The following is a 20,359-nucleotide window of genomic DNA, read 5'->3' as shown; positions in this document are numbered from 1 at the left end:
CGCGGCATAGCATCGGGACCGGGCGGACCGGGCGGACCGTCGGGTTCCGGCGCCGTCCGCCCGGCCGGAAGAACCGAGGAGGGTGCGCGATGGTGAGTGCGGCCGACCGCACGAAGAGCCCCATGCGAACCAGCGTGTGGCTGGAGGGCAAGACGGAACGGGGGCGCAGGGCGGCACAGCCGGCCGGCCTGGACCGCGCCAGGATCGTCGACGCCACGGTCCGGCTCCTCGACGCGGACGGGGCGGCCAAGTTCTCCATGCGGAAACTGGCCGCCGAGCTGAACGTCACCGCGATGTCGGTCTACTGGTACGTGGACACCAAGGACGACCTGCTGGAACTGGCGCTCGACGCGGTCTTCGGCACGGTCGTACTGCCCGGCACGGAGACGGCGGGCGACTGGCGCGATCAGCTGCGCGCGCTGGCCGCCGGATACCGGGCGCTGCTGGTCCGGCACCCGTGGGTGTCGCCGCTGATCGGCACGTATCTGAACATCGGACCGCACTCGATGGCCTTCGCACAGGCGGCCCAGCAGATCGTCAGGAACACCGGCCTGCCGCCCCACGGACAGACGGGCGGGCTCAGCGCCGTCTTCCAGTTCGTCTACGGGTTCGGCACCATCGAGGGTCACTTCGTGGAGCGCTGTGCGACTGCCGGACTGAGCCAGGACGAGTACTACCACCAGGCCATGGGTTCGATCCGTGAACGGCCCGAGTACCGGGAGAGTTTCGCGCGGGCCGACGAGCTGATGGAGGCGCGCGGCGGCGACACGGTGGAGGAGATGCGCGAGCGGGACTTCGGGTTCGCGCTCGATCTTCTCGTCGCCGGTATCGAGGCGATGGTCGAGCGGTCCGGGCCGTGAGCCCGTACGGGGCCCTCGTTCGTACGCGCCCTCGTTCGTACGCGCCCTCGTTCGTACGGGGCCTCGTTCGTACGGGGCGGGGCCCTCGTCCGTACGGGCTCTCAGTCCTCCGCGAGGCGTGCCGGGAAGCCGCCCGTGGCGATCGGCCCCCATCGCTCCGGGGTGATGCGGATGATCGACTTGCCCTGCTTCACCATCGCGTCGCGGTACTCGTCCCAGTCGGGGTGCTCGCCGGAGATGTTGCGGAAGTACTCGACGAGCGGCTCCACCGACTGAGGCGAGTCGATCACCTCCGCCGTACCGTCGACCTGAACCCACGGGCCGTTCCAGTCGTCCGACAGGACGATCACGCTGACCCGCTCGTCCCGCTTGGCGTTGCGCGTCTTCGCCCGTTCCGGATAGGTCGAGACGACGATCCGGCCGGCGTCGTCCACCCCGCAGGTCAGCGGCGAACCCTGCGGCGAGCCGTCGGCGCGGCGGGTCAGCAGGACCGCGCGGTGCCGGGGCCGTACGAAGTCGAGCAACTGAGCGAGTTCCACCGTGGTGTTGGTGGCGATGTGGCGTGCCATGCCGGGCACCCTACGGCAGCTCTGTGCCCTGCACGGCCTGGATCTCCAGCTCCACCTTCAGCGTCGTCCCGATGGCGGAGATGCCGGCCTGCACCACCTGGTTGTAGTTCATCGCGAAGTCCTCGCGGTGCAGTTCCGTCGTGGCACGGAACGCGGCCCGCACCCCGCCCCACGGGTCGTGTCCGGTGCCCAGGTAGCGCAGATCCAGGTCGGCCTCGCGCACGACACCGTGCAGCGACAGCTCACCGCGTACGGTCCAGCGGTCGGGGCCGGCCGGAATCAGTGCGGTCGAGGCGTACGTGATCTCCGGGAACCGCTCGGTGTCCAGGAAGTCCGGTGACCTCAGGTGCTTGTCCCGCAGCCCGTTGGCGGTGTCGATGGAGGCGGCCGAGATCACCGCGTCGACCCGCGAGCGTTCCACGTCCTCGGCGATCTCGATCCGTCCGCCGAATTCCGTGAACCGTCCGCGCACGCTGGAGATGCCGAGGTGCTGGGCGGTGGCGCCCACCGACGAGTGCGCCGGGTCCAGCGACCAGGCGCCCGGCGGCGGCAGCTCCACCCCGCCCTGCCGGGCAAGGACCACCGTGCCCACGTCGGCGCGTCCGCTCGCCGTGACCAGCGCGGTCGAGGCGACCGGCGCGTAGCCGAGCGCCGTCACGATCACCGTGTACGGCCCGGCGGGCAGGGCGGCCGGGTCGTTCACGGCGCCGTCGGAGTCGGCCTGTGCCCGCAGCACCTGAGTGCCGGTCATGTCCGTCACGGTCACGACCGCGTGCTGGACCGCCCAGCCGTCGCGGGTCCGTACCTGTGCGCGAAGTCCCATGTCCATCGATCCCGTTTCCCTTCCCCGCCCGTGACGGGCCGCGGGAAGTGGTCGCCGCCAGAAGTGCCAGAAGCGCAAGAAGCGCAAGAAGCGCAAGAAGTGCCAGAAGCGCAAGAAGCGCAAGAAGCGCAAGAAGCGCAAGAAGTGCGAGCAGTGCGAGTGCGAGAGGTGCCGGTGCAGCAAGTGTTCGGGCCCCGGGGCAGGGCGACCGGCCGTCCCCTGCCTGCCGCCCCGTCACCGGGGCCCGTCTCCGCCGGGCGGGCGGCTCGTCTCCGCCGAGAACGAGCCGCCCGGCTCCGGGGTCCGCTACTCGCCCGGGTGGGCGAGTTCGATGTCGTGGCCTTCGACGCCGTGGCCGGCCACGGTCAACCGGCCCGCCACCGGCGGGTAGCCGGTCGCGATGACCGTGTACTCGCCGGCGTCGAGGTCGGCGAAGGCGTACGCCCCGTCGTCTCCGGTGGTCGCGGTGGCCACCACGTTCCCGGCGGCGTCCACGAGGGTCACCCGGGCGTCGGCCAGCGGCCGTCCGTCGGCGCCACCGTGGACGGCACCCCGGACCACGGCACCGGACCGCAGCACCGCCTCGATCCGCGTCTCGCCCTGGCCGCCGATGTCGACTGGCAGTGCGAGCGGCCGGTAGCCGACGGCGTTGACGGCGACGGTCACCGCGCCGGGCACGAGCTCGGTGAAGGCGAACACACCTTGCTCCGTGCTCGTCCCGGTGGCCAGTACGTCGCCGCGCACGTCCGCGACGACGACCATCGCGCCCTCGACCGGGTCGCCCCCGTCGGCGGCCCTCACGACTCCCGTCAGTCCGCTCGTACCGGCGAGCAGGAGGTCGTACGTGAGCGGCTCGTCCTGCACGACCACTGTGGAGGCCTGCGGCTGGCAGCCGTCGGCCGAGGCGATCAGCACGTACGACCCGGCGCCCGGTGCGTCCAGCGTGTAGCCGCCGTCGCCCCGGGCGACGGAGCGCCCGAGCTGCCGGCCGGCCGGCGAGATCAGCGTGACCGCTGCCCCGGGCACCGCGGCGCCCTCGGCTCCGCGCACCACACCGTGCACCGCGACACCGGCGGAGGCGGCCGGGGCGGCCGTGGTGACCGGCTCGGTGTCGACGGCCTGTGCCGGGGCGGGGGCCCCGGCGGCGGCGACGGCCTCGGGCGCGTCGGTCACCGCGGCGGCCTTGTCGTCGGGTGAACTTCCCTTCAGCGCGACCTCCTTGATGAAGAGCGTCACGAGCAGCGCGACCAGCGCGAAAGGAGCCGAGTACAGGAAGATGTCGGCGACTCCGTGGCCGTAGGCCGTCTCCATCACCGTGCGGATCGGGCCGGGCAGGGTGTCGAGGTCGGGGATGCTGCCACCGCCCGTACCGCCGTGTCCGAGCGCCGCGCCCTGCGGGCCGAGCTCGGTGAGTCCGTCCTTGACGTAGCCGGTGACCCGGTTGGCCATGACCGCCCCGAGCGCCGAGACGCCGATCGCGCCGCCGAGGGACCGGAAGAAGGTGACGACGGAACTGGCCGCGCCGAGGTCGGCGGGGGCGACCTGGTTCTGGGTGCAGAGCACCAGGTTCTGCATCATCATGCCGAGTCCGAGGCCCATGACGGCCATGAAGACGGCGATGTGCCAGTACTCGGTGTCGTAGCGGATGGTGCCCAGCAGACCGAGGCCGGCCGTCACCAGGGCGCCGCCGGCCACCAGCCAGGCCTTCCAGCGGCCCGTCTTGGTGATGATCTGACCGGAGACGGTCGAAGAGACGAACAGGCCGCCGATCATCGGGATGGTCAGCACACCGGACATGGTCGGCGACTCGTCCCGTGCCAGCTGGAAGTACTGGCTGAAGAACACGGTGCCCGCGAACATGGCGACACCGACGAAGAGCGACGCCAGCGACGCCAGCGTGATCGTGCGGTTGCGGAACAGCCGCAGCGGGATGATCGGTTCGCTCGCCTTCGACTCCACCAGGAGGAAGAGCAGGCCGAGGACGACGGAACCGCCGACCATGGCGCCGGTCTGCCACGACATCCAGTCGTACTTGTCGCCGGCGAAGGTCACCCAGACCAGCAGCAGCGAGACGGCGGCGCTGATGAAGAACGCGCCGGACCAGTCGACCTTGACCTCACGCTTGACCACCGGCAGCTTGAGGGTCTTCTGGAGCACGAACAGGGCGACGAGCGCGAACGGCACGCCGACGTAGAAGCACCAGCGCCAGCCCAGCCAGTCGGTGTCGGTGATGACGCCGCCGAGCAGCGGGCCGCCGACGGTTGCGACAGCGAAGACGGCACCGAGGTAGCCGCTGTAGCGGCCGCGCTCGCGCGGGGCGATCATCGCGGCCATCACGATCTGCGCGAGGGCGGACAGGCCGCCGACGCCGATGCCCTGGATCACCCGGCAGGCGATCAGCATGCCCGAGTTCTGCGAGAGCCCGGCGACCACCGAACCCAGTACGTAGATGAGCAGCGATATCTGGACCAGCAGCTTCTTGGAGAAGAGGTCCGAGAGTTTGCCCCAGAGCGGGGTGGTCGCCGTCATCGCCAGCAGCGAAGCGGTCACGACCCAGGTGTAGGCGCTCTGGCCGCCACCGAGGTCGCTGATGATTTCCGGCAGGGCGTTGGAGACGATCGTCGACGACAGGATCGCGACGAACATGCCGAGCAGCAGCCCGGACAACGCCTCCATGATCTGCCGGTGGGTCATCGGCGCACCACTGTCGGAGGCGGATCCGCCTCCGTGCCTGGCGTGGCCGCCCCGCACACCGCTTGGTGTGGTCGTAGCCATGAACTTCCTTACGTGTCTTGTGCGGGTGTACGGGTGGCGTGGGCCCGGCAGTCCCCGATGGAATTTCGGAGGCGGGCCAGCATCGCGTTCAGCTGTCCGACTTCGTCGTCGGACCAGTCCTCGAGGTGGTGGGCGAACATGTCCGTGGTCCGGCGGCCGAGATCTTCGAGCAGGTCCCCGCCCGCAGGAGTGAGCCGCAGGATGCGGGAGCGCCGGTCGTCCGGGTCGGGCGACCGTTCGATCCAGCCACGCTCCACGGCATGGGCCACATGCCGGCTGGTCACCGACATGTCGACGGCGAGCAGCTCGGCGAGGCGTCCCATCCGCATCTCCCCGTGCCGGTCGACGAGAGCCAGAACGGCGGCGGAGCCCGAGGGGCACTCGGCGGGCAGCACGCGCGCGAGACTGCGCTTGACGGCGGCTACGGCGCTGATCTGCCGGGCCAGCTCCTCGTACTGACTCCGCTCGGCCAAGGCCCCTCCCAGAATTTGTTGCTTAGGGCAACGATAGAAGCCGTTGGTTGCTGCAGGCAAACGAAAACGGCCCTGAATGGGTAAAGGAACCCAAAAGGCTTTGCATGTGCGGAGTCATGGGCCGGTCAGCTGCTCTCCGAGGGCCTTCGGCGGCCCGCCCGGGGTTGGGCCGGGCACGGCCGTTCGCTAGGGTCCTGGGCCATGGCACACAACCCCCATGCTCCCCAAGGCCAGGGCCCCGAGGGCAACTACGACCCGGCGGGCAGCACCCAGATGTTCCGGGCCTTCGTCGACGAAGGCGCGCCGCAGGGCCGCGCTGCCGCGACACCCGCGGCCTCCTCCTCTTCCTCGTCGCGCGTCGGCCTGATCCTCGGCGTGATCGCAGCGGTGGTCGTGCTGGGCGCGGTCGCCTGGCTCGCGCTCGGCTGACCCCGTCCGCCAGCGGTCGCCTGGCTCGCGCTCGGCTGACCCCGTCCGCCAGCGGTCACCTCCAGGTCGCGGTGACGTCCTGGGTCTCGATGTGCATGCCCAGCGGCACCCGCCAGGCGTCGACACAGACCGTGTACGCCTGTTTCCTCGCCGCCCCGGGCTCGATCGGGGCCGGCAGCGGCTGCCGTGACTCGACGGTGGCCCAGTCGATGCCCAGCGCGCCGATGACGTGCGTCGCGAAGGTGACCGTGCCGGAGGTGGCGGCTGTGCCGCCGATGTTGCGGAACTCCACGGTCACCCGCTCGCACCACCGCTTTTCCAGGGCCTCGCGGACCGGCTCGGCGAGCCGGAGCACCGCGGGGCCTGTCGGCCCCGGTGACGGGCCGCGCGTCGGCGCGGGCGGAGTTGGGGTGGGGGACGGCTGTGGCGCGCCGGGTGTGGCCGGTGCTCCGTCGGGGCCCGGAGTTCCCTGTGGCCCGCCGTTCGTGGGCGGCTTCGTGCCGCTCGTACCGCCGCCGGTGCCACTCGTACCGCCGAGAGGCGGCCTGCTGCCGTCCTCGGGTCCGGGGGTGCGGCCGGAGCCCTCCGTGCCTCTGTGAGGCGCCCCGCTGCCCGAGTCGGCGGGCTCCTCGCCCGCGCGCCCGTCCTCGTAACCGTCCAGTGGAGTGAGCGAGACCCTGCCCTTGGGGGGTACGGCGGCCGTGGGCGCGCTGTCGGGGCCGGATCCGGCGGCGCCGAGTGCCACGTCGCCTTCGCCGCTGCCGCCGCACGAGATCAGCGCCCCGCAGAGGCAGAGCGCTGACACCACGATCCCTGGACCGGTCCGTCGTCGCATCGCGCCAGTGTGACTGACGGCCCGTCAGGTTGGAACCCTCGTCGCGTACCCTCAGTCCGCGATCAGCCCTTCCCGCAGCTGTGCGAGCGTGCGGGTCAGCAGACGCGAGACGTGCATCTGGGAGATGCCGACCTCCTCGCCGATCTGCGACTGGGTCATGTTGGCGAAGAACCGGAGCATGATGATCTGCCGCTCACGGGGCGGGAGTTTGGCGAGCAGGGGCTTGAGGGACTCGCGGTACTCGACGCCCTCCAGCGCCGAGTCCTCGTAGCCGAGCCGGTCCGCGAGGGAACCCTCGCCACCGTCGTCCTCGGGCGAGGGCGAGTCGAGCGAAGAGGCGGTGTAGGCGTTGCCCACGGCGAGGCCGTCGACCACGTCCTCCTCCGACACCCCGAGCACCGCCGCCAGTTCGGGGACGGTGGGGGAACGGTCGAGCTTCTGCGCAAGCTCGTCGCTGGCCCTGGTGAGGGCCAGGCGCAGCTCCTGGAGCCGGCGCGGAACCCGCACCGACCAGGAGGTGTCGCGGAAGAAGCGCTTGATCTCCCCCACGACGGTCGGCATCGCGAACGTCGGGAACTCCACGCCGCGTTCGCAGTCGAAGCGGTCGATCGCCTTGATCAGACCGATCGTGCCGACCTGGACGATGTCCTCCATCGGTTCGTTGCGGCTGCGGAACCGCGCCGCGGCGTACCGCACGAGGGGGAGGTTGAGCTCGATGAGGGTGTCGCGCACGTAGGTGCGCTCCGGGCTGTCGTCGGCCGCGCCCTCGCAGTCCAGGGCGCGCAGCCGCAGGAACAGGGAGCGGGAGAGAGTGCGGGTGTCGATGGCTTCCGAGCTGCCGGACTCGGACTCGACAGGTGCGGGTGCGCTCGGCGCGCGAGTGAGCACCTTCGAGCTGCCCTGTTCTACGGACATGCCACCCCCTTGAGGTCGCGGACGGTCGCGGTGGCCGCGACCGTCTGAGGAACGCAGCCTCCACCTGAATACCGGCGGCGAGGCTGCGGCAAACGCGGTTCCAGCAGAATGTCACATGTCGGCAACGCGCTGTAGTGACATGTCGACAAGTATCGCGCAAAAATGCCCAGGAAACAGGGAGTGTAAGGCTTTTGATCCTGCGTCAGTGGCTCGGGAGTGGTCTACCCGTTCGAGCTACGCTTCGATCCTGTTTGCGGACCTGAGTCGAGCGAAACTTCTCGCCAGCAGTCGCGACACATGCATCTGGGAGACCCCGAGCTCCTGACTGATCTGGGACTGTGTCAGGTTGCTGTAGTAACGGAGCATCAGGATCCGCTGCTCGCGCTCGGGCAGCTGTACGAGGAGATGGCGCACCAGGTCCCGGTGTTCGACGCCGGCCAGCGCCGGGTCCTCGTAACCGAGCCGGTCCAGCAGTCCCGGCATGCCGTCGCCCTCCTGTGCGGCCTCGAGCGAGGTCGCGTGGTACGAGCGGCCCGCCTCGATGCAGGCGAGCACCTCGTCCTCGCCGATCTTCAGCCGCTGGGCGATCTCGGCCGTCGTGGGGGACCGGCCGTGGGCCGTGGTCAGGTCCTCGGTCGCGCCGTTCACCTGGACCCAGAGCTCGTGGAGGCGGCGCGGCACGTGCACGGTCCGCACGTTGTCGCGGAAGTACCGCTTGATCTCGCCGACCACGGTGGGCATCGCGAAGGTCGGGAACTGTACGCCGCGGTCGGGATCGAACCGGTCGATGGCGTTGATCAGACCGATCGTGCCGACCTGGACGACGTCCTCCATCGGCTCGTTGCGACTGCGGAAGCGTGCGGCGGCGTACCGCACCAGCGGGAGGTTGGCCTCGATGAGCGCGGCCCGCACCCGGGAGTGCTCGATGGTGCCGGTCTCCAGCCCTTTGAGGCGGCCGAACAGCACCTGGGTCAGTGCCCGGGTGTCGGCGCCGCGCCGCGCGGGCTTCCCGGCGGGGGCGGTGTCGTCCTGCCTCTCGTTCTGAGGTGGCACCTGAGGCGCAGTACTGGCCGACACGGTCAAGCCACCCCTTTGCGGTCATTTGCGGTCAACTCATCCGTCAAAAGCGGTCATAGCATCACAAGACATGCCCACTGTGTGCAAGCACCTGGTGACACCGTGTTGACGTCGCGTTGGGATGGAAAACCGAAAAGCCCCCCGCCCTGAAGGGTGGGGGGCAGCGGGCGCGGACCGTCAGAACTCGTAGTCGGCGATCACCCAGGTGGCGAACTCACGCCACTGCCCGGCGGCCGCCTGGTGCGCGGGGTGCTCGATGTAGCGCTTCAGCGCGTCCTTGTCGGCGACGGCCGAGTTGATGGCGAAGTCGTAGGCGATGGGCCGGTCCGTGATGTTCCACGCGCACTCCCAGAACTCCAGTTCGGGAACGGTCCCGTCCAGTTCCTGGAACGCCTTCGCCCCGGCGACGACACGCGGCTCGTCGCGCCGGACGCCCTCGTTGAGCTTGAAAAGGACAAGATGGCGGATCAAGGGGCCCTCCCTGCTCGGCCCGAAGGGCCTAGTTGACGAGCTCGGTCATGAACTCTCCGACGCTCATCGCGGCGCTCGAAATGCCCTCGAACCCTACCCCCACGAGATCGGCCGCCCGCTTGGGGGACGCGATGATCGTCCACAGGATGAAGACGACGACGATGTACACGGCTATCTTCTTGGCTTGCGCCATCGGCCCCTGTCTCCCCTGCTGTCCCTTTGCTGCCCTGCCAAGCGTCGCGTGAGTCTAGCCGAGGGTGTGCGGACAGGATCAGCATGGACCAGCGGCCGGGAATCCCGTCCCTTGCGAACCTTTCCGCGGCGCCGACAGAGGTGCGGGCGGGGGCGGGCCCATCGGCGGAGCAGGAGCCGGAGGGGCCCGGGAACCCGCCCTCGCTCCGGGTGGTGGTGTCCCCGGTGGCCGGCTCCCCGGGGACGCAGAAGCCCCGGCCTCGTCCTCGAGGCCGGGGCTTTTCCGTATCGCCGTCCGTTCACCACCGACAGGTCCAGGGCGGCGGCTCGGCATGTCCGCGGTGGGCGGCTCGCCGCGCGCCCGTATCCGGCGCCGGGTCATCCCCACGCGGGGGCGGAGAACAAGCTGGCCGCGTTGTATCCGGAGTGCGGGTAGGCGGCCCAGCCGACGGCCTCCGGCTGGGCGCGCGGGAAGTCGGCGGCCACCATCGTGGCCAGGTCGAAGTAGGCGCTGCGGGTGCGTGCCTTCATCTGTGCCAGGTCGACCTCCGCCCCCGCGGCGAGGTGCTCGTCGAACGGAACCACGACCACGCCCCGGCAGCGCGCGCGGAAGTGGTCCACGAGGTCGTTCACCTTCACGGCCTTGCTCTTCCGGCGTGCCTCCGAGACCACGGTGATGCTGCGGTTGACCAGGTCCTCGTAATGGTGCGCGTTGAGCCAGTCCAGTGTGGTGCTCGCGCTGGTCGCGCCGTCGACGCTGGGCGTGGCTACGACGATCAGCTGGTCGGCGACGTCCAGGACGCCGCGCATCGCGCTGTGCAGCAGGCCGGTGCCGGAATCGGTCAGGATGATCGGATAGTGCTGTCCCAGGCAGCCAACGACCTGCCGGTAGTCCTCGTCGTTGAACGCGGTGGACAGCGCGGGATCCACCTCGTTGGCGAGGATCTCGAGACCGCTCGGGGACTGCGACGTGAAGCGGCGCACGGCCATGTAGTTGTTGATGTTCGGGATCTCTGCCACCAGGTCGCGGATGGTCGCGCCGGTCTCCCGGCGCACGCGGCGGCTCAGCGTGCCCGCGTCGGGGTTGGCGTCGATCGCGACGACCCGGTCCTGACGCTGGGCGGCGAGAGTCGCGCCCAGGGCGGTCGTGGTGGTCGTCTTGCCGACCCCGCCCTTGAGGCTGATGACCGCGATCTTGTAGCACTCCATCACCGGCGTCCGGAGGATGGCGAGCTTCTGCTGACGCTCGCGTTCGGCGGCCTTGCCGCCGATGCGCAGCCGGCTGAGACCGCGGCGGCCCTGCGGGTTGCGCAGCAGACGGTCGGAGGACAGTTCGACGGCCGAGCTGTGCCCCAGGGCCCCGTGGTGGCCCATCCGGTCCGGCGGGGGCCAGGCCGCCGGGGTGTGCGGTACCGGAAGACGGGAGGGCATCGGCGGGCCCCCGGCGATCGGTGACATCTGCGCCGCCCCGGCGTACGGAGCCGACGGCGCCGGGCCCGGGCCGTTCCCCGCGTGCATCGGGGCGGGGTTCTCCGTCCTGCGGTCGTGGCGCACGGTTTCAGGGGCCGTTCGTGCGCCGGCCGGGGGCTCCGGCGTCGCGGTGGCGCGAGGCCCGCTCTCCGTCTGCCCCTCGGGCGGTGCGTGGCCGCGTCCGTCGGCGTACTCCCTGTCCACTTCGGGGGCGGCATCGCCGCCACGGATGTCACGATCGTTCGTCACGTCTTTCAATCCTTTCGATGACCTGGAGGGTCCGTCGGGCACGGAGTCGTCGTGGTGACGGTGGTGGTCGTCCGTCAGCCGTTGTCCGGTCCGCCTGCCGGACCGATGACCCGAGGCTCCCGAGTGGGAGAAGCCGCCGGACGGAACGAGGGTGGTGAACGGTCGGTCCCCGGCGGGGCCGAGGGCGGGGCGCATGCCGGATCCGGCGGGCAGGGCTCGCGTCTCGCGCCCGGACAGGCGGGGGGCGGCAGTCCCCGTGCGGTCCGCCACGGGGGCGACGGTGCGCAGCGGCACGGGCGCGCCGGGAGCGTCGCACGGCTCGGCGCGGACCAGCATGCCCTGGTCGTCGAACGCCAGACCGATGGAGAGGAACTGATCCACGGTCAGGACCTGCTTCTCCTGGCGCGCGCCATACGGGTTCCGCCGCGACGCCCGGGCACCACCACGGACGCGTCCGGTCGGTGCCGAGCGGGTGTCGCGGTGGCGCTGGGCGGCTTCGAGGGCCTGCTGGATCTCGGGAGGGACCTCGAGCCGGCTGCGCACCCGGTACTGCCCGGCTCTCAGGTTCTCGGCCCGCTGCAACTGGACCTTCAGTGGACCCACGAACGAGTAGTGCTGCTCCTCGGCGTACTCGCGCACCTTCTGCACCAGGTCCTCGCCGAGCATGACCAGGCAGGCGCTGTTCAGTTCGTGATCGCACGGACTGAGCTCGACGACGAAGCCGTTGGGCACGATCGTGCAGTCCCGGTTCCAGATCCTGGCGTTGATGTCGCACTCGCGCCGGAGCGCCCCCGCGAACTCCAGGGGCTGCACCGCTGACTTGAATACTTTGGCGAAGGCGCCGTTGACCAGAGCCTCGAAGCGCTGTTCGAGCTTGCTCAGCGTTCCCACTGACAGCCTCCGGGGTGCCCATCCGCAGCGAAGCAGGCGGACGGGTGAGCGTATTTACGGATAGTACGTATATAGCCACACGGAGTGATTGACTGTGGTGTGTCGCGGCATTTCACCGGATCGGTCGTAGCGGCCGTCCGCCGCAGGTCTCCGGGCCGGTGACGGCGGCGGCGGACATCGCCCGGCCGGTCGACGGACCACCTGGAGGAGGCCGGACGGAAACCGTGGCGGAAGACGAGGAAGGGGCGGTCCCGATCGGGACCGCCCCTTCCTCTACGAGCGGTAGCGGAGGGATTTGAACCCTCGGTGAGTTTCCCCACACTCGCTTTCGAGGTCTGTTCCTGCTGGTCAGAGGCTGATTTCCGGCGTTCGCCACCGTTCACCACGGTTCCCCCGACCGGGGCGCTCGTGACGCGTGAACGGCGATGAACGCCGACGTACGGAGGTGAACTGAGACGGAAACTGAGACGGAGGGGACGGGCCGCTCGCGGCCCCCTGCTCGTGCTGTCGCCTGCATGGAGGGCCGTGGGAGTCTTGACCGAAGACGCCGGCAGACGGAGAGGGAGAGGGAGAGCGAGTGTCGCAGCAGACCAGCCCTCGGGGGACCTTTGTGAAGATCGCGGATGCCGTAAAGGCTGAGATCGAGGCAGAGCCTGAGATGTCAGAGCTGCCGACTCTGGCGACGCTCATGAAGCGGTTCGGGGTCTCGCGTGGTGTGGCGCTCCGGGCCTTCAACGTGCTCAAGGAAGAGGGATTGGCAGAGCCTGTCCCCGGCGGCCGGTGGCGCGTGATCAAAAAGGGGCAGAGCATCGAGCGCCGGCCATTGGCCGAGCAGCTCGCCGACGTGATTGTGGCGGACGGCATCGCCATTGGGCAGCCATTCCCCAGCACCTCGGCACTCGCCACCCGATTCGGTGTCTCGCGGCCGACCGTGGCCAAGGCGCTGAGCAAGCTCGAAGCCGCGGGGCTTCTCTCGGAGTCGCGGCAAGGAAAGCAGCGCACTGTACTGGCAGTGCCGAACAATGAGGAGGGTCCCAAGCTATGAGCGCATCGGGACTGACCGAATGGGCGTACCCCCTTGCTGAGTCGCTACTAGCCGACCCCCTGCCGCGTCGATGGCGGCACTCGCTCGGAGTGGCAGAGCGAGCGCGGACCATCGCCCGGATTCTCGGGGCGGACGCTGATCTCTTGGAGGCTGCGGCGATCCTCCATGACATCGGGTACGCGCCGGACCTGGCCAAGACCGGCTTTCACCCCATGGACGGGGCCCGGTACCTGCGGGACAACACCGACGCGGACGTGCGGGTGATCCGGCTGGTGGCCCACCACTCCTGCGCATGGATGGAAGCGGAGGCGCGTGGACTGCGCGACGAGCTGGAGAGCGAGTTTCCCCGCGAGCGCCCGCATCTTGGGGACGCGCTCTGCTACTGCGACATGAACACCACGCCGGACGGGACCCCCACTAACCCGGTGGACCGCGTGAACGAGATCGCCGGGCGGTACGGGCCGGACAGCCTGATTGGCATGTTCATCCGCCGCGCCGAACCGGAGATCCTGGCCAGCACCGCCCGCGTGCTGGAGCGGGTTGCCGCCGCGAAGGCTCAACCGATGTAGGGGGTGGTGCGAGTCCGGTCCATGGCGTGCTCGATGCGCAAACGCATCGTCGGGTGGATGTCGAGTTCTGTCAGGTCCGCTGGGGTGATCCAGCGGACCTGCGTCGTCTCGTTGCTCGTCCGGACGTCACCCCCGACCGGTCGGGCCCGGAAGCAGATACTGAACTGCTGCCGGGCTTCGCCGTCGTCGTACAACATCACATGTCCGGGGTCCGTGTAGATCCCGGACATGTCGACGACTTCGGCCTTGATTCCGGTCTCTTCCCACACCTCGCGCACGACTGTGTCACTGATGGACTCACCCACGTCGTGTCCGCCGCCAGGGAGGGCCCACCGGCCGTTGTCGGACCGCTGGATCACCAGCACCTCGCCCGCGTCGTTCTGTACGAAAGCGACGACGGACGGCACGACAGAGTTGGCCGGCGGTGCGTCGGGGTCATGCAGGTAGTCAATGCGTCCCATGCTCAAGCTCCCGTGAGGTCGTGTTCCGTCACCTGGCGCGCGCCTCCCCAGGTCTGCTCGATGCTATTCGCGTAGGTGTCGAAGAGGCCGCCGCCCGGCAAGCGCCGAAGATGCAGGACTGGCGCCATGAAGGCCCCGATGCCGTAGACGTGAGTGTTCACCAGCATCTCGTCATCTGCTCGGAACAGTGAGTTGTAGAGCGTCGCGTCATGGAGCCGGAAGCCGATGTCCGGATGACTGGCAAACAGCGGACGGTAGTTCATGAGCGCATTGCGAATCTTGCCGTCCATGATCTGGTGACCCTCATCTATGCCGCGTTGCTTGACCGCTGCACAGTCAGGGTCTCCGAGCAGGACGCGAACTTGAGCGTTCGCCTGCACCTTCGCCTTGAGCAGGTCATGAAACAACGGGTCTTCCGACAGCCAAAGCCCTGAGTACACGAGAACGTCTATGTGCGACTGGGCTCGTCCATAGATCTCGCGCCACAGGCCGGCGGGCACCATGTGCCGGTGCGGGTAGACCGTGACGATTTCGGCTTTGCTCAGGTCGGAGGAGCTTTCGACTGTGCGGGAGTCCTCCCACAGTGTCGTCACGTCGACCTTGAGCAGTGACGCCGTCGCGTACTGGTGCCGCCGATACGGCACCTTCCCCTGAGTGATCCAGCGTTCGACGGTCTTCGGGTTCACCTCGATCGCTTCAGCCAGGTCGTGAACGGTCATGCCCTGAGCCAAGAGGGCCGACCTTAAGCGTTCGTTGGACATCTCCACCCCCGATGGGACGTCTAGGGACTTCCTGACAGTAACGAGATCGCCCCTAGGTGTCCACGCACGGGGTGAACAACGCCCCCCACCTGCACTGATTCTGATGGTGCGCCAAGAAATCCCGGCGCGAGAACCGCTGAGTCCGTCAGCGGGCTTGACGGATCTCGATGCAGTACCTGTAATAGAGGTACTGCATCGGGCTTCGGCTTGATCGCGGTTCTCAGTGACATCTGAGGGGCCCTCTTAGGGCTGCTCATCGCGGTGCCGGTTCGGGATAGCTCGCTTCCACGGGGGCCCTGAGCTGGTCGTTCCTTGAGAACTGAACAGCGTGCCAAGTCGACGGGGTGAGAGTCCCCGTCCCCGTAGCGGCCCGGGTGACGGCCGCCGGCGGCCACTTCGCTGCGTACCGGCTCTGGAGAAACGCCCTGGGGATCATCCCTCCATCACTGGAGGTCAGCCCTGGTGTGCCACCCGGTGCGCGCCGCCCTGCTGGCGTCAGAGCAGTGATGATGACGCGCCCGATTCACCGGCTCGGGACCGGCCTGCCGTCGCAAACGGCAGGCCGGTGAAGCCGGACGCTTCCGCAGCGCGGTTCTCTGCTGCGGCGGTTGCCTCCGCTGCTCGTCTCGCACGAGCAGCGCTGAGGGGAGCCGGAGCCGGTGCGGGCCCCTCGGGTGCCGGGCGTCAGGTGCCGTTCTGTTCGGCATTGAGATAGTTGCGAGCAACGACGGTGAACGCAGCTATGGCGCGGTCGAGCCCGGCAGCTGCCTCGTTTAGACGACGAGCCGCGCTGAATGCCTCCGTCGCGGGCGAGGCGTAGAGATGCCCTTGAAAACGGACCATGTATACGGCTTCGGCGACGGCTTGGGCGTGGTCGGCTACGTGCTGTGGTCCTTCGAGGAGCACCACGGGAAGTGTGCGCCGCACACCCTCGATGCCGCTGGCCGCTTGCCACCTGAGTTCGAGTTGACGCTGCCGCACGCGCTCTCCATATGTCCCGTCCCCTGTGTCGCTTACTTCCTGTTGGGCCTGGCCTAGGCAGTCTCGGGCTGTCTCGGATGCGTAGGTGTTTGCGGCTTCAAGGAAGGCTGCGTAGGCGTCACGCTGGTGTTGTCGGCGGACGGCGTCCACGGGTCCGCGGTGTGCCCCTCGAGCTTGTGCGCGGCCTGCGGCATAGGCGGCCGCGGCGGCGAGGACAGCGACCGGCGTTGGGATGAGTGCAGCCATGACGGCGGGATCCATGACGGCCGATCATGCCGCAGACGGGCCTTCCATGGGGTCTGACCGAGATTCGCGTGGGTCCGCCAGCGACGCCAACAGCGTGGCACCCTCCTCATTTCCCTCGGCCCAGCGTGAGCAGGCGGCCCGTGCATTCCTCTCCCAGGTGCTCGACGGTCCGCACGCGGAACGCCTCGCTGCCGCTCCAGATGTCCTGGACCGGCCTGGCGGTCTCGATGTACCCGAGAGAACTCATGCGACAACGACATGCCCAGATGTTCCTGACGCACCGCCACCAAGTCGATCCATGGCCCGAGTTAGTGCAGTCAACTGACCAGTCCTTCCATCACCTGTGGCTGCTGATCGCCGCTCTGATCATCGCCACCGTCTGACCCCGCTTCCGCCCCACGGCGCGCGGCCCCGGAGAGGCAACTCCGGGGCCGCTGTCGAGCCGTAGACCGTCTAAGGAGACCACGACTCATGAAGCACATCGCTGCTGTTCAGGCGCTTGTTACCGCCCCCAACTTCGACCGCGAGCCCACGGCCGCGGAGCTGGACGCGATCGAACTGGAGATGCCGATCATCACGGCGGAGCTCGAGCTGCTGGACGCGCAGATCGTCACGCTGGACCGGGAGCCGTCGCCGCTGGACGTGCGCCGGATCCGGCGGGCGCGCCGGCGGGTGCTGGTCGCCCGCCGTGAGCTGATCAACCGGGGCGTCGCCGGTGCGCCGGAGGTGGCGTGATGGCCGCCGCCTTCACGGCGCAGGTGTCCCGCTCCACCGTCACCGATCGCTGGCGCCTGTATGTGGTGCTGCTCGGGGTGCCGGCGTCGCAGTGGCCCGAGTACGACTTGAACCGCGGTCCGGAGGTGCCGAGTGTTCAGGAGCGTTCACGGGCGCTGAACGCGCTCGGCTACGTGTTCACGGACGACGCCGAATGGCAGTGGGCCGAGACCTTGCCGGTGCCCGATGAGCCGGACGCGCCGGTCCGTCTGTTCGCCACGACCAAGGTCCGGGAGGCGACGGAATGAACAGTGTTCAGATCCGTTCAGCCGAGCGTGCGTTGTCGGTCGGGACGTGGATGATCGTGGCCGGGGCGATGCTCTACTCGATCCTCACCGTCACCCCGCTCGCCGCCGCTCACACCCCCGACGAGTGGGACTGGACCGCGCCGATTCTGCCGCTGGTCGTGGACGCCGCAGTCGTCATCGTGGTCCGCCTCGATGCCGCCCTGGCCCGTCTGGGCGGCAACGGCGGGCGGTGGCCGGTCGTGCTGCGATGGATGACCGGCTGCATGACCCTCGCGCTCAACGTTGCGGATTCCGCACTCAGGAAAGACCTGGTAGGCGTGGCCGTGCACGCGGTCGCGCCGCTTCTGCTCATCGTCACGGCAGAGACCGGGCTCGCCTACCGCCGGGCCATCACCGCCGCCCTGACAGCCCTTGAGACGCAGCAGCGGGCCGAGCAGGCAGCGCGGGAAAAGGCTGCGGCAGAACGGCGTGAGGCGGCCGAGCAGCGAGCCCGCGAGGAACGCGAACACGCCGCACTGCTCGCCCGTGAACAGCGTGAACACGAAGCCCGCCTCGCCCGTGAACAGACCGAGCGGGAGGAGGCCGCACGGCGCAAGGAACAGGAGCAGCGGGAAGCGCGGGAGCATGTGGAGCGCGAGGCCCGTGAACGCCGTGAACGCGAGCGTGAACAGCAGCAGCGCGAGCGTGAACAGCTTGAACGCGAGGCTGCGCAGCGTCGCCAGGAGGAGCAGCGGCAGCGCGAGGAAGCCGCCCGCCGTGAACAGCGCGAGCGGGAGGAGCGGGCCGCGCGTGAACGCGCCGCACTGCTCGCCGGTGGTCCGGTGAACGAGAAGCTGCCCGAGGACCGAGCCCGCGCAGTCGTGCACGCCGCCTTCGCTGAGGGGCTGCCGGTGCGGTCGGCTGCGGACCTGTGCGGCTGGTCCATCGGCTGGGTCTCCACCCGCTACCAGGAGCACCGCGACGCCGCCGGTCGGACGCTTGAAGGCGCGTCGTCGTGAGCACGCTGCCCACCTACCGATGGCGGCTCGCACCGGACGGATACGCCACCTACCGCCAGCTGCGCGCCCTCGGGCTGCGGCCGGGCGGTCAGGGCGTCGCCGCCGAGTTGCAGCGCCCCCGCCGCCGTCGCGGGCCGCTGGTCGCCTACCTGTACCGCATCGACCGGGCCAAGCCCGTCCGCCCGATGACACCCGCGCGGTGGGCGGCACTCGCCAAGGCGAACGCCGCCCAGCGCATCTGCCCGAACTGCCTCCGTGACGCGGGGTATCGCATCCCGCGCTCACTCGGCATGTGCACCCCCTGCCACGACACACCCACTCTCGCCGCCTGACTCGACAGGAGAACACCCCATGAGCAGCCAGACCGAGCAGAGCACCGCCCCGGCCGCCACGAGCCAGGGCAGCCACCACTACGTGCTCACCCTCGAACTTCCCGGCCGGATGTCCAGCACCTGGTACGGCACCTTCACCCCGGCCGCCGGCGCCACCCGGCACGACGTCTTCATGGCTCTGCGGAACCAGATCGGCGACCAGAACCCGGAGCTGTCCACGGGCAACGTCGTCTTCTTCGCCCTGGAGCCGAACCAGCTCTGACCTGCACCGCACCACCCCATGAGCAAGGCCCGGACGTCACGCCTTCCCAAGCCGCGTCCGGGCCTTTGATCTCCCGAAGGGAGTGCACACAGCATGACGGACACCACCATCACTCCGGAAGCGGGCACCGAGGCCCCACCGGACACCACACTGCCCGTCACCGAGCAGCAGACCGCGCCCGCCCCGGCCGCAGCCGAGGTTGAGCACACGCCGGGCGGCTGGCCGGTCGTCCCCCTCGCGGTGACCGGCACCAACACCACCACGTCCCTGATGGCCGCCGCCGCACTGGCGGGCGGCCCGGTCGCGCTCGCCCTGGCCGCAACCGGCGCGGTCGTGCTCGGCACCGCCGCCGCAGCCACCCGACACCGCCGCGACCGCAAGGGCGGCGCGACAACGGGCCGCGCGGCCCGCAATGGCACGGCGGGCGTGGCCGCAGCGGGCCGCCGCACCGGTTCGGGGCGGGTGCCGGGCCAGTCCCGTAACGGGAACGCCGGCACCACTAAGGCCGCTGGTCGCGGCCGGGGCAAGTCGTCCCGCAGCGCTACCGGTTCCGCCTCTTCTGCCGGGCGGACGGGCGGGATCTCTCGCGGCAGCCGTAAGGGTTCCGCCGGCTCGCCGTCCGCAGTGTCCGGCAAGGCACGGGGCAAGGTCGGGCAGGTCAAGGCCGTGCGGGAAGCCGCTCAGCAGGCGTCGCAGTCCCGGGCCGCCCGCCGCAACGACACGACCGGCGCCCGCCGTTCACTCGCGGACGCCCGCCGCCAGGCCAAGGCTGGTCAGCGGTCCGCATCCCTGGCCCGCAAAGGGCCGGTCGGCCGGGCCGTGGGCAAGGCCGCCGGGCGCATCGGTAAGGCCCGAGGAGCCGCGATAGAGCGTGCCCGCAAGGCACGCGATGCGCGGACTGCCGGGCAGGTCGCCGGACAGCGCGACCAGGTGCGCAAGGCACCGCTCCGCAAGGAAGCGCGCAAGGCCCTGCGTAAGTCCGCCGCCCGGTTCCAGCGTCGCCGCCTGCTCGCGGCGCTGCTCGCCGGTGCCCTCGGCATCGTCGGTCTGATCACGTCCCCGATCGGCCGGAAGCTCGGGTTGCCCTGGCTGGTCCACCCGGGCCGCCGCCTCTACGCCCGGATGATGCGCACCGCTGACGAGCAGCGCACGGCCCGGGACGAGGAGATCCGGGCCGCTCTGCAGAAAGCCGAGGACGCCGTCGACGCCGAGGCGGCAGAGGACGACGAGCAGATCGGGGACCAGGTCGAGCGCCCGGCCGGTGTCGTCCCCGCCGCACCCAGCACCACGACGAGTGAGGGAGAGATCGTGTCTGGTTTCCGGTTCGAGGAGTACGCGGCGGAGATGGAAGCCGCGGCCAACAGCTACGACCCCGAGGACGCCATGGAGATCCTGGCCATGGTCGAGGGGCTGCCCGCCGCGCTGACCAGCGTGGCGAACGTGATGAAGATCCTCGCGGAACGGGCCGACTCGGAGTTCCCGCTGGAGAAGGAAGTCGCGGACGGCTTCAACGACATCTTCGGCGCCCTGATGAGCGCGGTCGCGGTCGCGGAGGACATGGGGCCGCTCTTCCGCACCGCACACGAGCAGGACATCGCCCGCCACGAGGACCCGCGCAACGGGACCGAGGCCGAGAAGGGATGGAACGTCTGA

25 protein-coding genes are annotated in these 20,359 nt (G+C 69.7%); 11 read left to right on the top strand and 14 right to left on the bottom strand.

Annotated elements, in window-relative coordinates:
- The first annotated feature begins 89 nt into the window (after window positions 1-89).
- Complete coding sequence (locus tag ACFYV1_RS15405; RefSeq protein ID WP_389395968.1) at window positions 90-860, top strand: TetR/AcrR family transcriptional regulator; 771 nt, start codon at window positions 90-92, stop codon at window positions 858-860.
- Window positions 861-961: 101 nt separating this feature from the next.
- Here the strand turns inward: ACFYV1_RS15405 and ACFYV1_RS15400 are convergent, their stop codons facing one another.
- The 4 genes from ACFYV1_RS15400 to ACFYV1_RS15385 form a co-directional block, all read right to left on the bottom strand.
- Window positions 962-1,429, bottom strand: coding sequence for a PPOX class F420-dependent oxidoreductase (locus ACFYV1_RS15400; protein WP_389395967.1), 468 nt, complete (start codon window positions 1,427-1,429; stop codon window positions 962-964).
- A 10-nt stretch (window positions 1,430-1,439) separates the two neighbouring features.
- A complete protein-coding gene (locus ACFYV1_RS15395; protein WP_389396430.1) occupies window positions 1,440-2,252 on the bottom strand; it encodes a YceI family protein in 813 nt (270 codons plus the stop codon).
- A gap of 306 nt (window positions 2,253-2,558) precedes the next feature.
- Complete coding sequence (locus tag ACFYV1_RS15390; RefSeq protein WP_389395966.1) at window positions 2,559-5,027, bottom strand: MFS transporter; 2,469 nt, start codon at window positions 5,025-5,027, stop codon at window positions 2,559-2,561.
- An 8-nt stretch (window positions 5,028-5,035) separates the two neighbouring features.
- Window positions 5,036-5,500 (bottom strand): MarR family winged helix-turn-helix transcriptional regulator, encoded by a 465-nt coding sequence (locus tag ACFYV1_RS15385; RefSeq protein WP_389395965.1) that lies wholly within the window; start codon window positions 5,498-5,500, stop codon window positions 5,036-5,038.
- 201 nt (window positions 5,501-5,701) lie between these two features.
- Between ACFYV1_RS15385 and ACFYV1_RS15380 the strand changes: the two genes are divergently transcribed.
- Window positions 5,702-5,929 carry a hypothetical protein gene (locus tag ACFYV1_RS15380; RefSeq protein ID WP_389395964.1) on the top strand — a complete coding sequence of 76 codons (228 nt, stop codon included), beginning with the start codon at window positions 5,702-5,704 and terminating at the stop codon, window positions 5,927-5,929.
- A 55-nt stretch (window positions 5,930-5,984) separates the two neighbouring features.
- Here ACFYV1_RS15380 and ACFYV1_RS15375 read toward each other — a convergent pair whose 3' ends face one another.
- The 6 genes from ACFYV1_RS15375 to ACFYV1_RS15350 form a co-directional block, all read right to left on the bottom strand.
- On the bottom strand, window positions 5,985-6,764 hold the full coding sequence (locus ACFYV1_RS15375; RefSeq protein WP_389395963.1) for a hypothetical protein: 780 nt from the start codon (window positions 6,762-6,764) through the stop codon (window positions 5,985-5,987).
- 51 nt (window positions 6,765-6,815) lie between these two features.
- The gene (locus ACFYV1_RS15370; RefSeq protein ID WP_389395962.1) at window positions 6,816-7,679 is read right to left on the bottom strand and encodes an RNA polymerase sigma factor SigF; all 864 of its coding nucleotides are present in this window, start codon (window positions 7,677-7,679) and stop codon (window positions 6,816-6,818) included.
- A 234-nt stretch (window positions 7,680-7,913) separates the two neighbouring features.
- A complete protein-coding gene (locus ACFYV1_RS15365) occupies window positions 7,914-8,756 on the bottom strand; it encodes an RNA polymerase sigma factor SigF (RefSeq protein WP_389395961.1) in 843 nt (280 codons plus the stop codon).
- A 177-nt stretch (window positions 8,757-8,933) separates the two neighbouring features.
- Entirely contained in the window at window positions 8,934-9,227 is a 294-nt protein-coding gene (locus ACFYV1_RS15360; RefSeq protein WP_389395960.1) for a Dabb family protein, read from the bottom strand.
- 28 nt (window positions 9,228-9,255) lie between these two features.
- Window positions 9,256-9,420, bottom strand: a complete 165-nt coding sequence (locus ACFYV1_RS15355; RefSeq protein WP_389395959.1) for a hypothetical protein — start codon at window positions 9,418-9,420, stop codon at window positions 9,256-9,258.
- Between the two features lie 377 nt (window positions 9,421-9,797).
- A complete protein-coding gene (locus tag ACFYV1_RS15350; protein ID WP_389395958.1) occupies window positions 9,798-12,029 on the bottom strand; it encodes an FhaA domain-containing protein in 2,232 nt (743 codons plus the stop codon).
- A gap of 577 nt (window positions 12,030-12,606) precedes the next feature.
- Here ACFYV1_RS15350 and ACFYV1_RS15345 point away from each other — a divergent pair.
- Both ACFYV1_RS15345 and ACFYV1_RS15340 read left to right on the top strand, forming a co-directional pair.
- A complete protein-coding gene (locus ACFYV1_RS15345) occupies window positions 12,607-13,074 on the top strand; it encodes a GntR family transcriptional regulator (protein ID WP_389395957.1) in 468 nt (155 codons plus the stop codon).
- Window positions 13,071-13,643 carry an HD domain-containing protein gene (locus tag ACFYV1_RS15340; RefSeq protein ID WP_389395956.1) on the top strand — a complete coding sequence of 191 codons (573 nt, stop codon included), beginning with the start codon at window positions 13,071-13,073 and terminating at the stop codon, window positions 13,641-13,643. Before ACFYV1_RS15345 ends, ACFYV1_RS15340 begins: the two co-directional genes overlap by 4 nt.
- Here the strand turns inward: ACFYV1_RS15340 and ACFYV1_RS15335 are convergent.
- From ACFYV1_RS15335 to ACFYV1_RS15320, 4 genes are all read right to left on the bottom strand, one after another.
- Window positions 13,631-14,104 (bottom strand): NUDIX domain-containing protein, encoded by a 474-nt coding sequence (locus ACFYV1_RS15335; protein WP_389395955.1) that lies wholly within the window; start codon window positions 14,102-14,104, stop codon window positions 13,631-13,633. The genes ACFYV1_RS15340 and ACFYV1_RS15335 overlap by 13 nt on opposite strands.
- 2 nt (window positions 14,105-14,106) lie before the next feature.
- On the bottom strand, window positions 14,107-14,823 hold the full coding sequence (locus tag ACFYV1_RS15330; protein WP_389395954.1) for an XRE family transcriptional regulator: 717 nt from the start codon (window positions 14,821-14,823) through the stop codon (window positions 14,107-14,109).
- A gap of 726 nt (window positions 14,824-15,549) precedes the next feature.
- A complete protein-coding gene (locus ACFYV1_RS15325; protein ID WP_389395953.1) occupies window positions 15,550-16,092 on the bottom strand; it encodes a hypothetical protein in 543 nt (180 codons plus the stop codon).
- 106 nt (window positions 16,093-16,198) lie between these two features.
- Window positions 16,199-16,339 (bottom strand): hypothetical protein, encoded by a 141-nt coding sequence (locus tag ACFYV1_RS15320; protein WP_389395952.1) that lies wholly within the window; start codon window positions 16,337-16,339, stop codon window positions 16,199-16,201.
- Between ACFYV1_RS15320 and ACFYV1_RS15315 the strand changes: the two genes are divergently transcribed.
- The 7 genes from ACFYV1_RS15315 (at window position 16,338) to ACFYV1_RS15285 (ending at window position 20,359) form a co-directional block, all read left to right on the top strand.
- On the top strand, window positions 16,338-16,475 hold the full coding sequence (locus ACFYV1_RS15315) for a hypothetical protein (protein ID WP_389395951.1): 138 nt from the start codon (window positions 16,338-16,340) through the stop codon (window positions 16,473-16,475). The two genes, ACFYV1_RS15320 and ACFYV1_RS15315, sit on opposite strands and share 2 nt — an antisense overlap.
- 88 nt (window positions 16,476-16,563) lie before the next feature.
- A complete protein-coding gene (locus tag ACFYV1_RS15310; RefSeq protein ID WP_389395950.1) occupies window positions 16,564-16,827 on the top strand; it encodes a DUF6284 family protein in 264 nt (87 codons plus the stop codon).
- Entirely contained in the window at window positions 16,827-17,114 is a 288-nt protein-coding gene (locus ACFYV1_RS15305; protein ID WP_389395949.1) for a DUF6303 family protein, read from the top strand. The genes ACFYV1_RS15310 and ACFYV1_RS15305 overlap by 1 nt, the downstream gene beginning before the upstream one ends.
- On the top strand, window positions 17,111-18,112 hold the full coding sequence (locus ACFYV1_RS15300) for a DUF2637 domain-containing protein (RefSeq protein ID WP_389395948.1): 1,002 nt from the start codon (window positions 17,111-17,113) through the stop codon (window positions 18,110-18,112). Before ACFYV1_RS15305 ends, ACFYV1_RS15300 begins: the two co-directional genes overlap by 4 nt.
- Window positions 18,109-18,444: an RRQRL motif-containing zinc-binding protein gene (locus ACFYV1_RS15295; protein ID WP_389395947.1), complete on the top strand. Its 336-nt coding sequence runs from the start codon at window positions 18,109-18,111 to the stop codon at window positions 18,442-18,444. The genes ACFYV1_RS15300 and ACFYV1_RS15295 overlap by 4 nt, the downstream gene beginning before the upstream one ends.
- Before the next feature lie 19 nt (window positions 18,445-18,463).
- Window positions 18,464-18,706 (top strand): hypothetical protein, encoded by a 243-nt coding sequence (locus ACFYV1_RS15290; protein ID WP_389395946.1) that lies wholly within the window; start codon window positions 18,464-18,466, stop codon window positions 18,704-18,706.
- 93 nt (window positions 18,707-18,799) lie between these two features.
- Window positions 18,800-20,359, top strand: coding sequence for a hypothetical protein (locus ACFYV1_RS15285; RefSeq protein ID WP_389395945.1), 1,560 nt, complete (start codon window positions 18,800-18,802; stop codon window positions 20,357-20,359).

It is taken from the genome of Streptomyces sp. NPDC003023 (genome assembly GCF_042888225.1).
GTDB lineage: Bacteria > Actinomycetota > Actinomycetes > Streptomycetales > Streptomycetaceae > Streptomyces.
The sequence above is the reverse complement of the archived record's forward strand: the minus strand, read 5'-3'. Positions and strand labels throughout refer to the sequence as shown.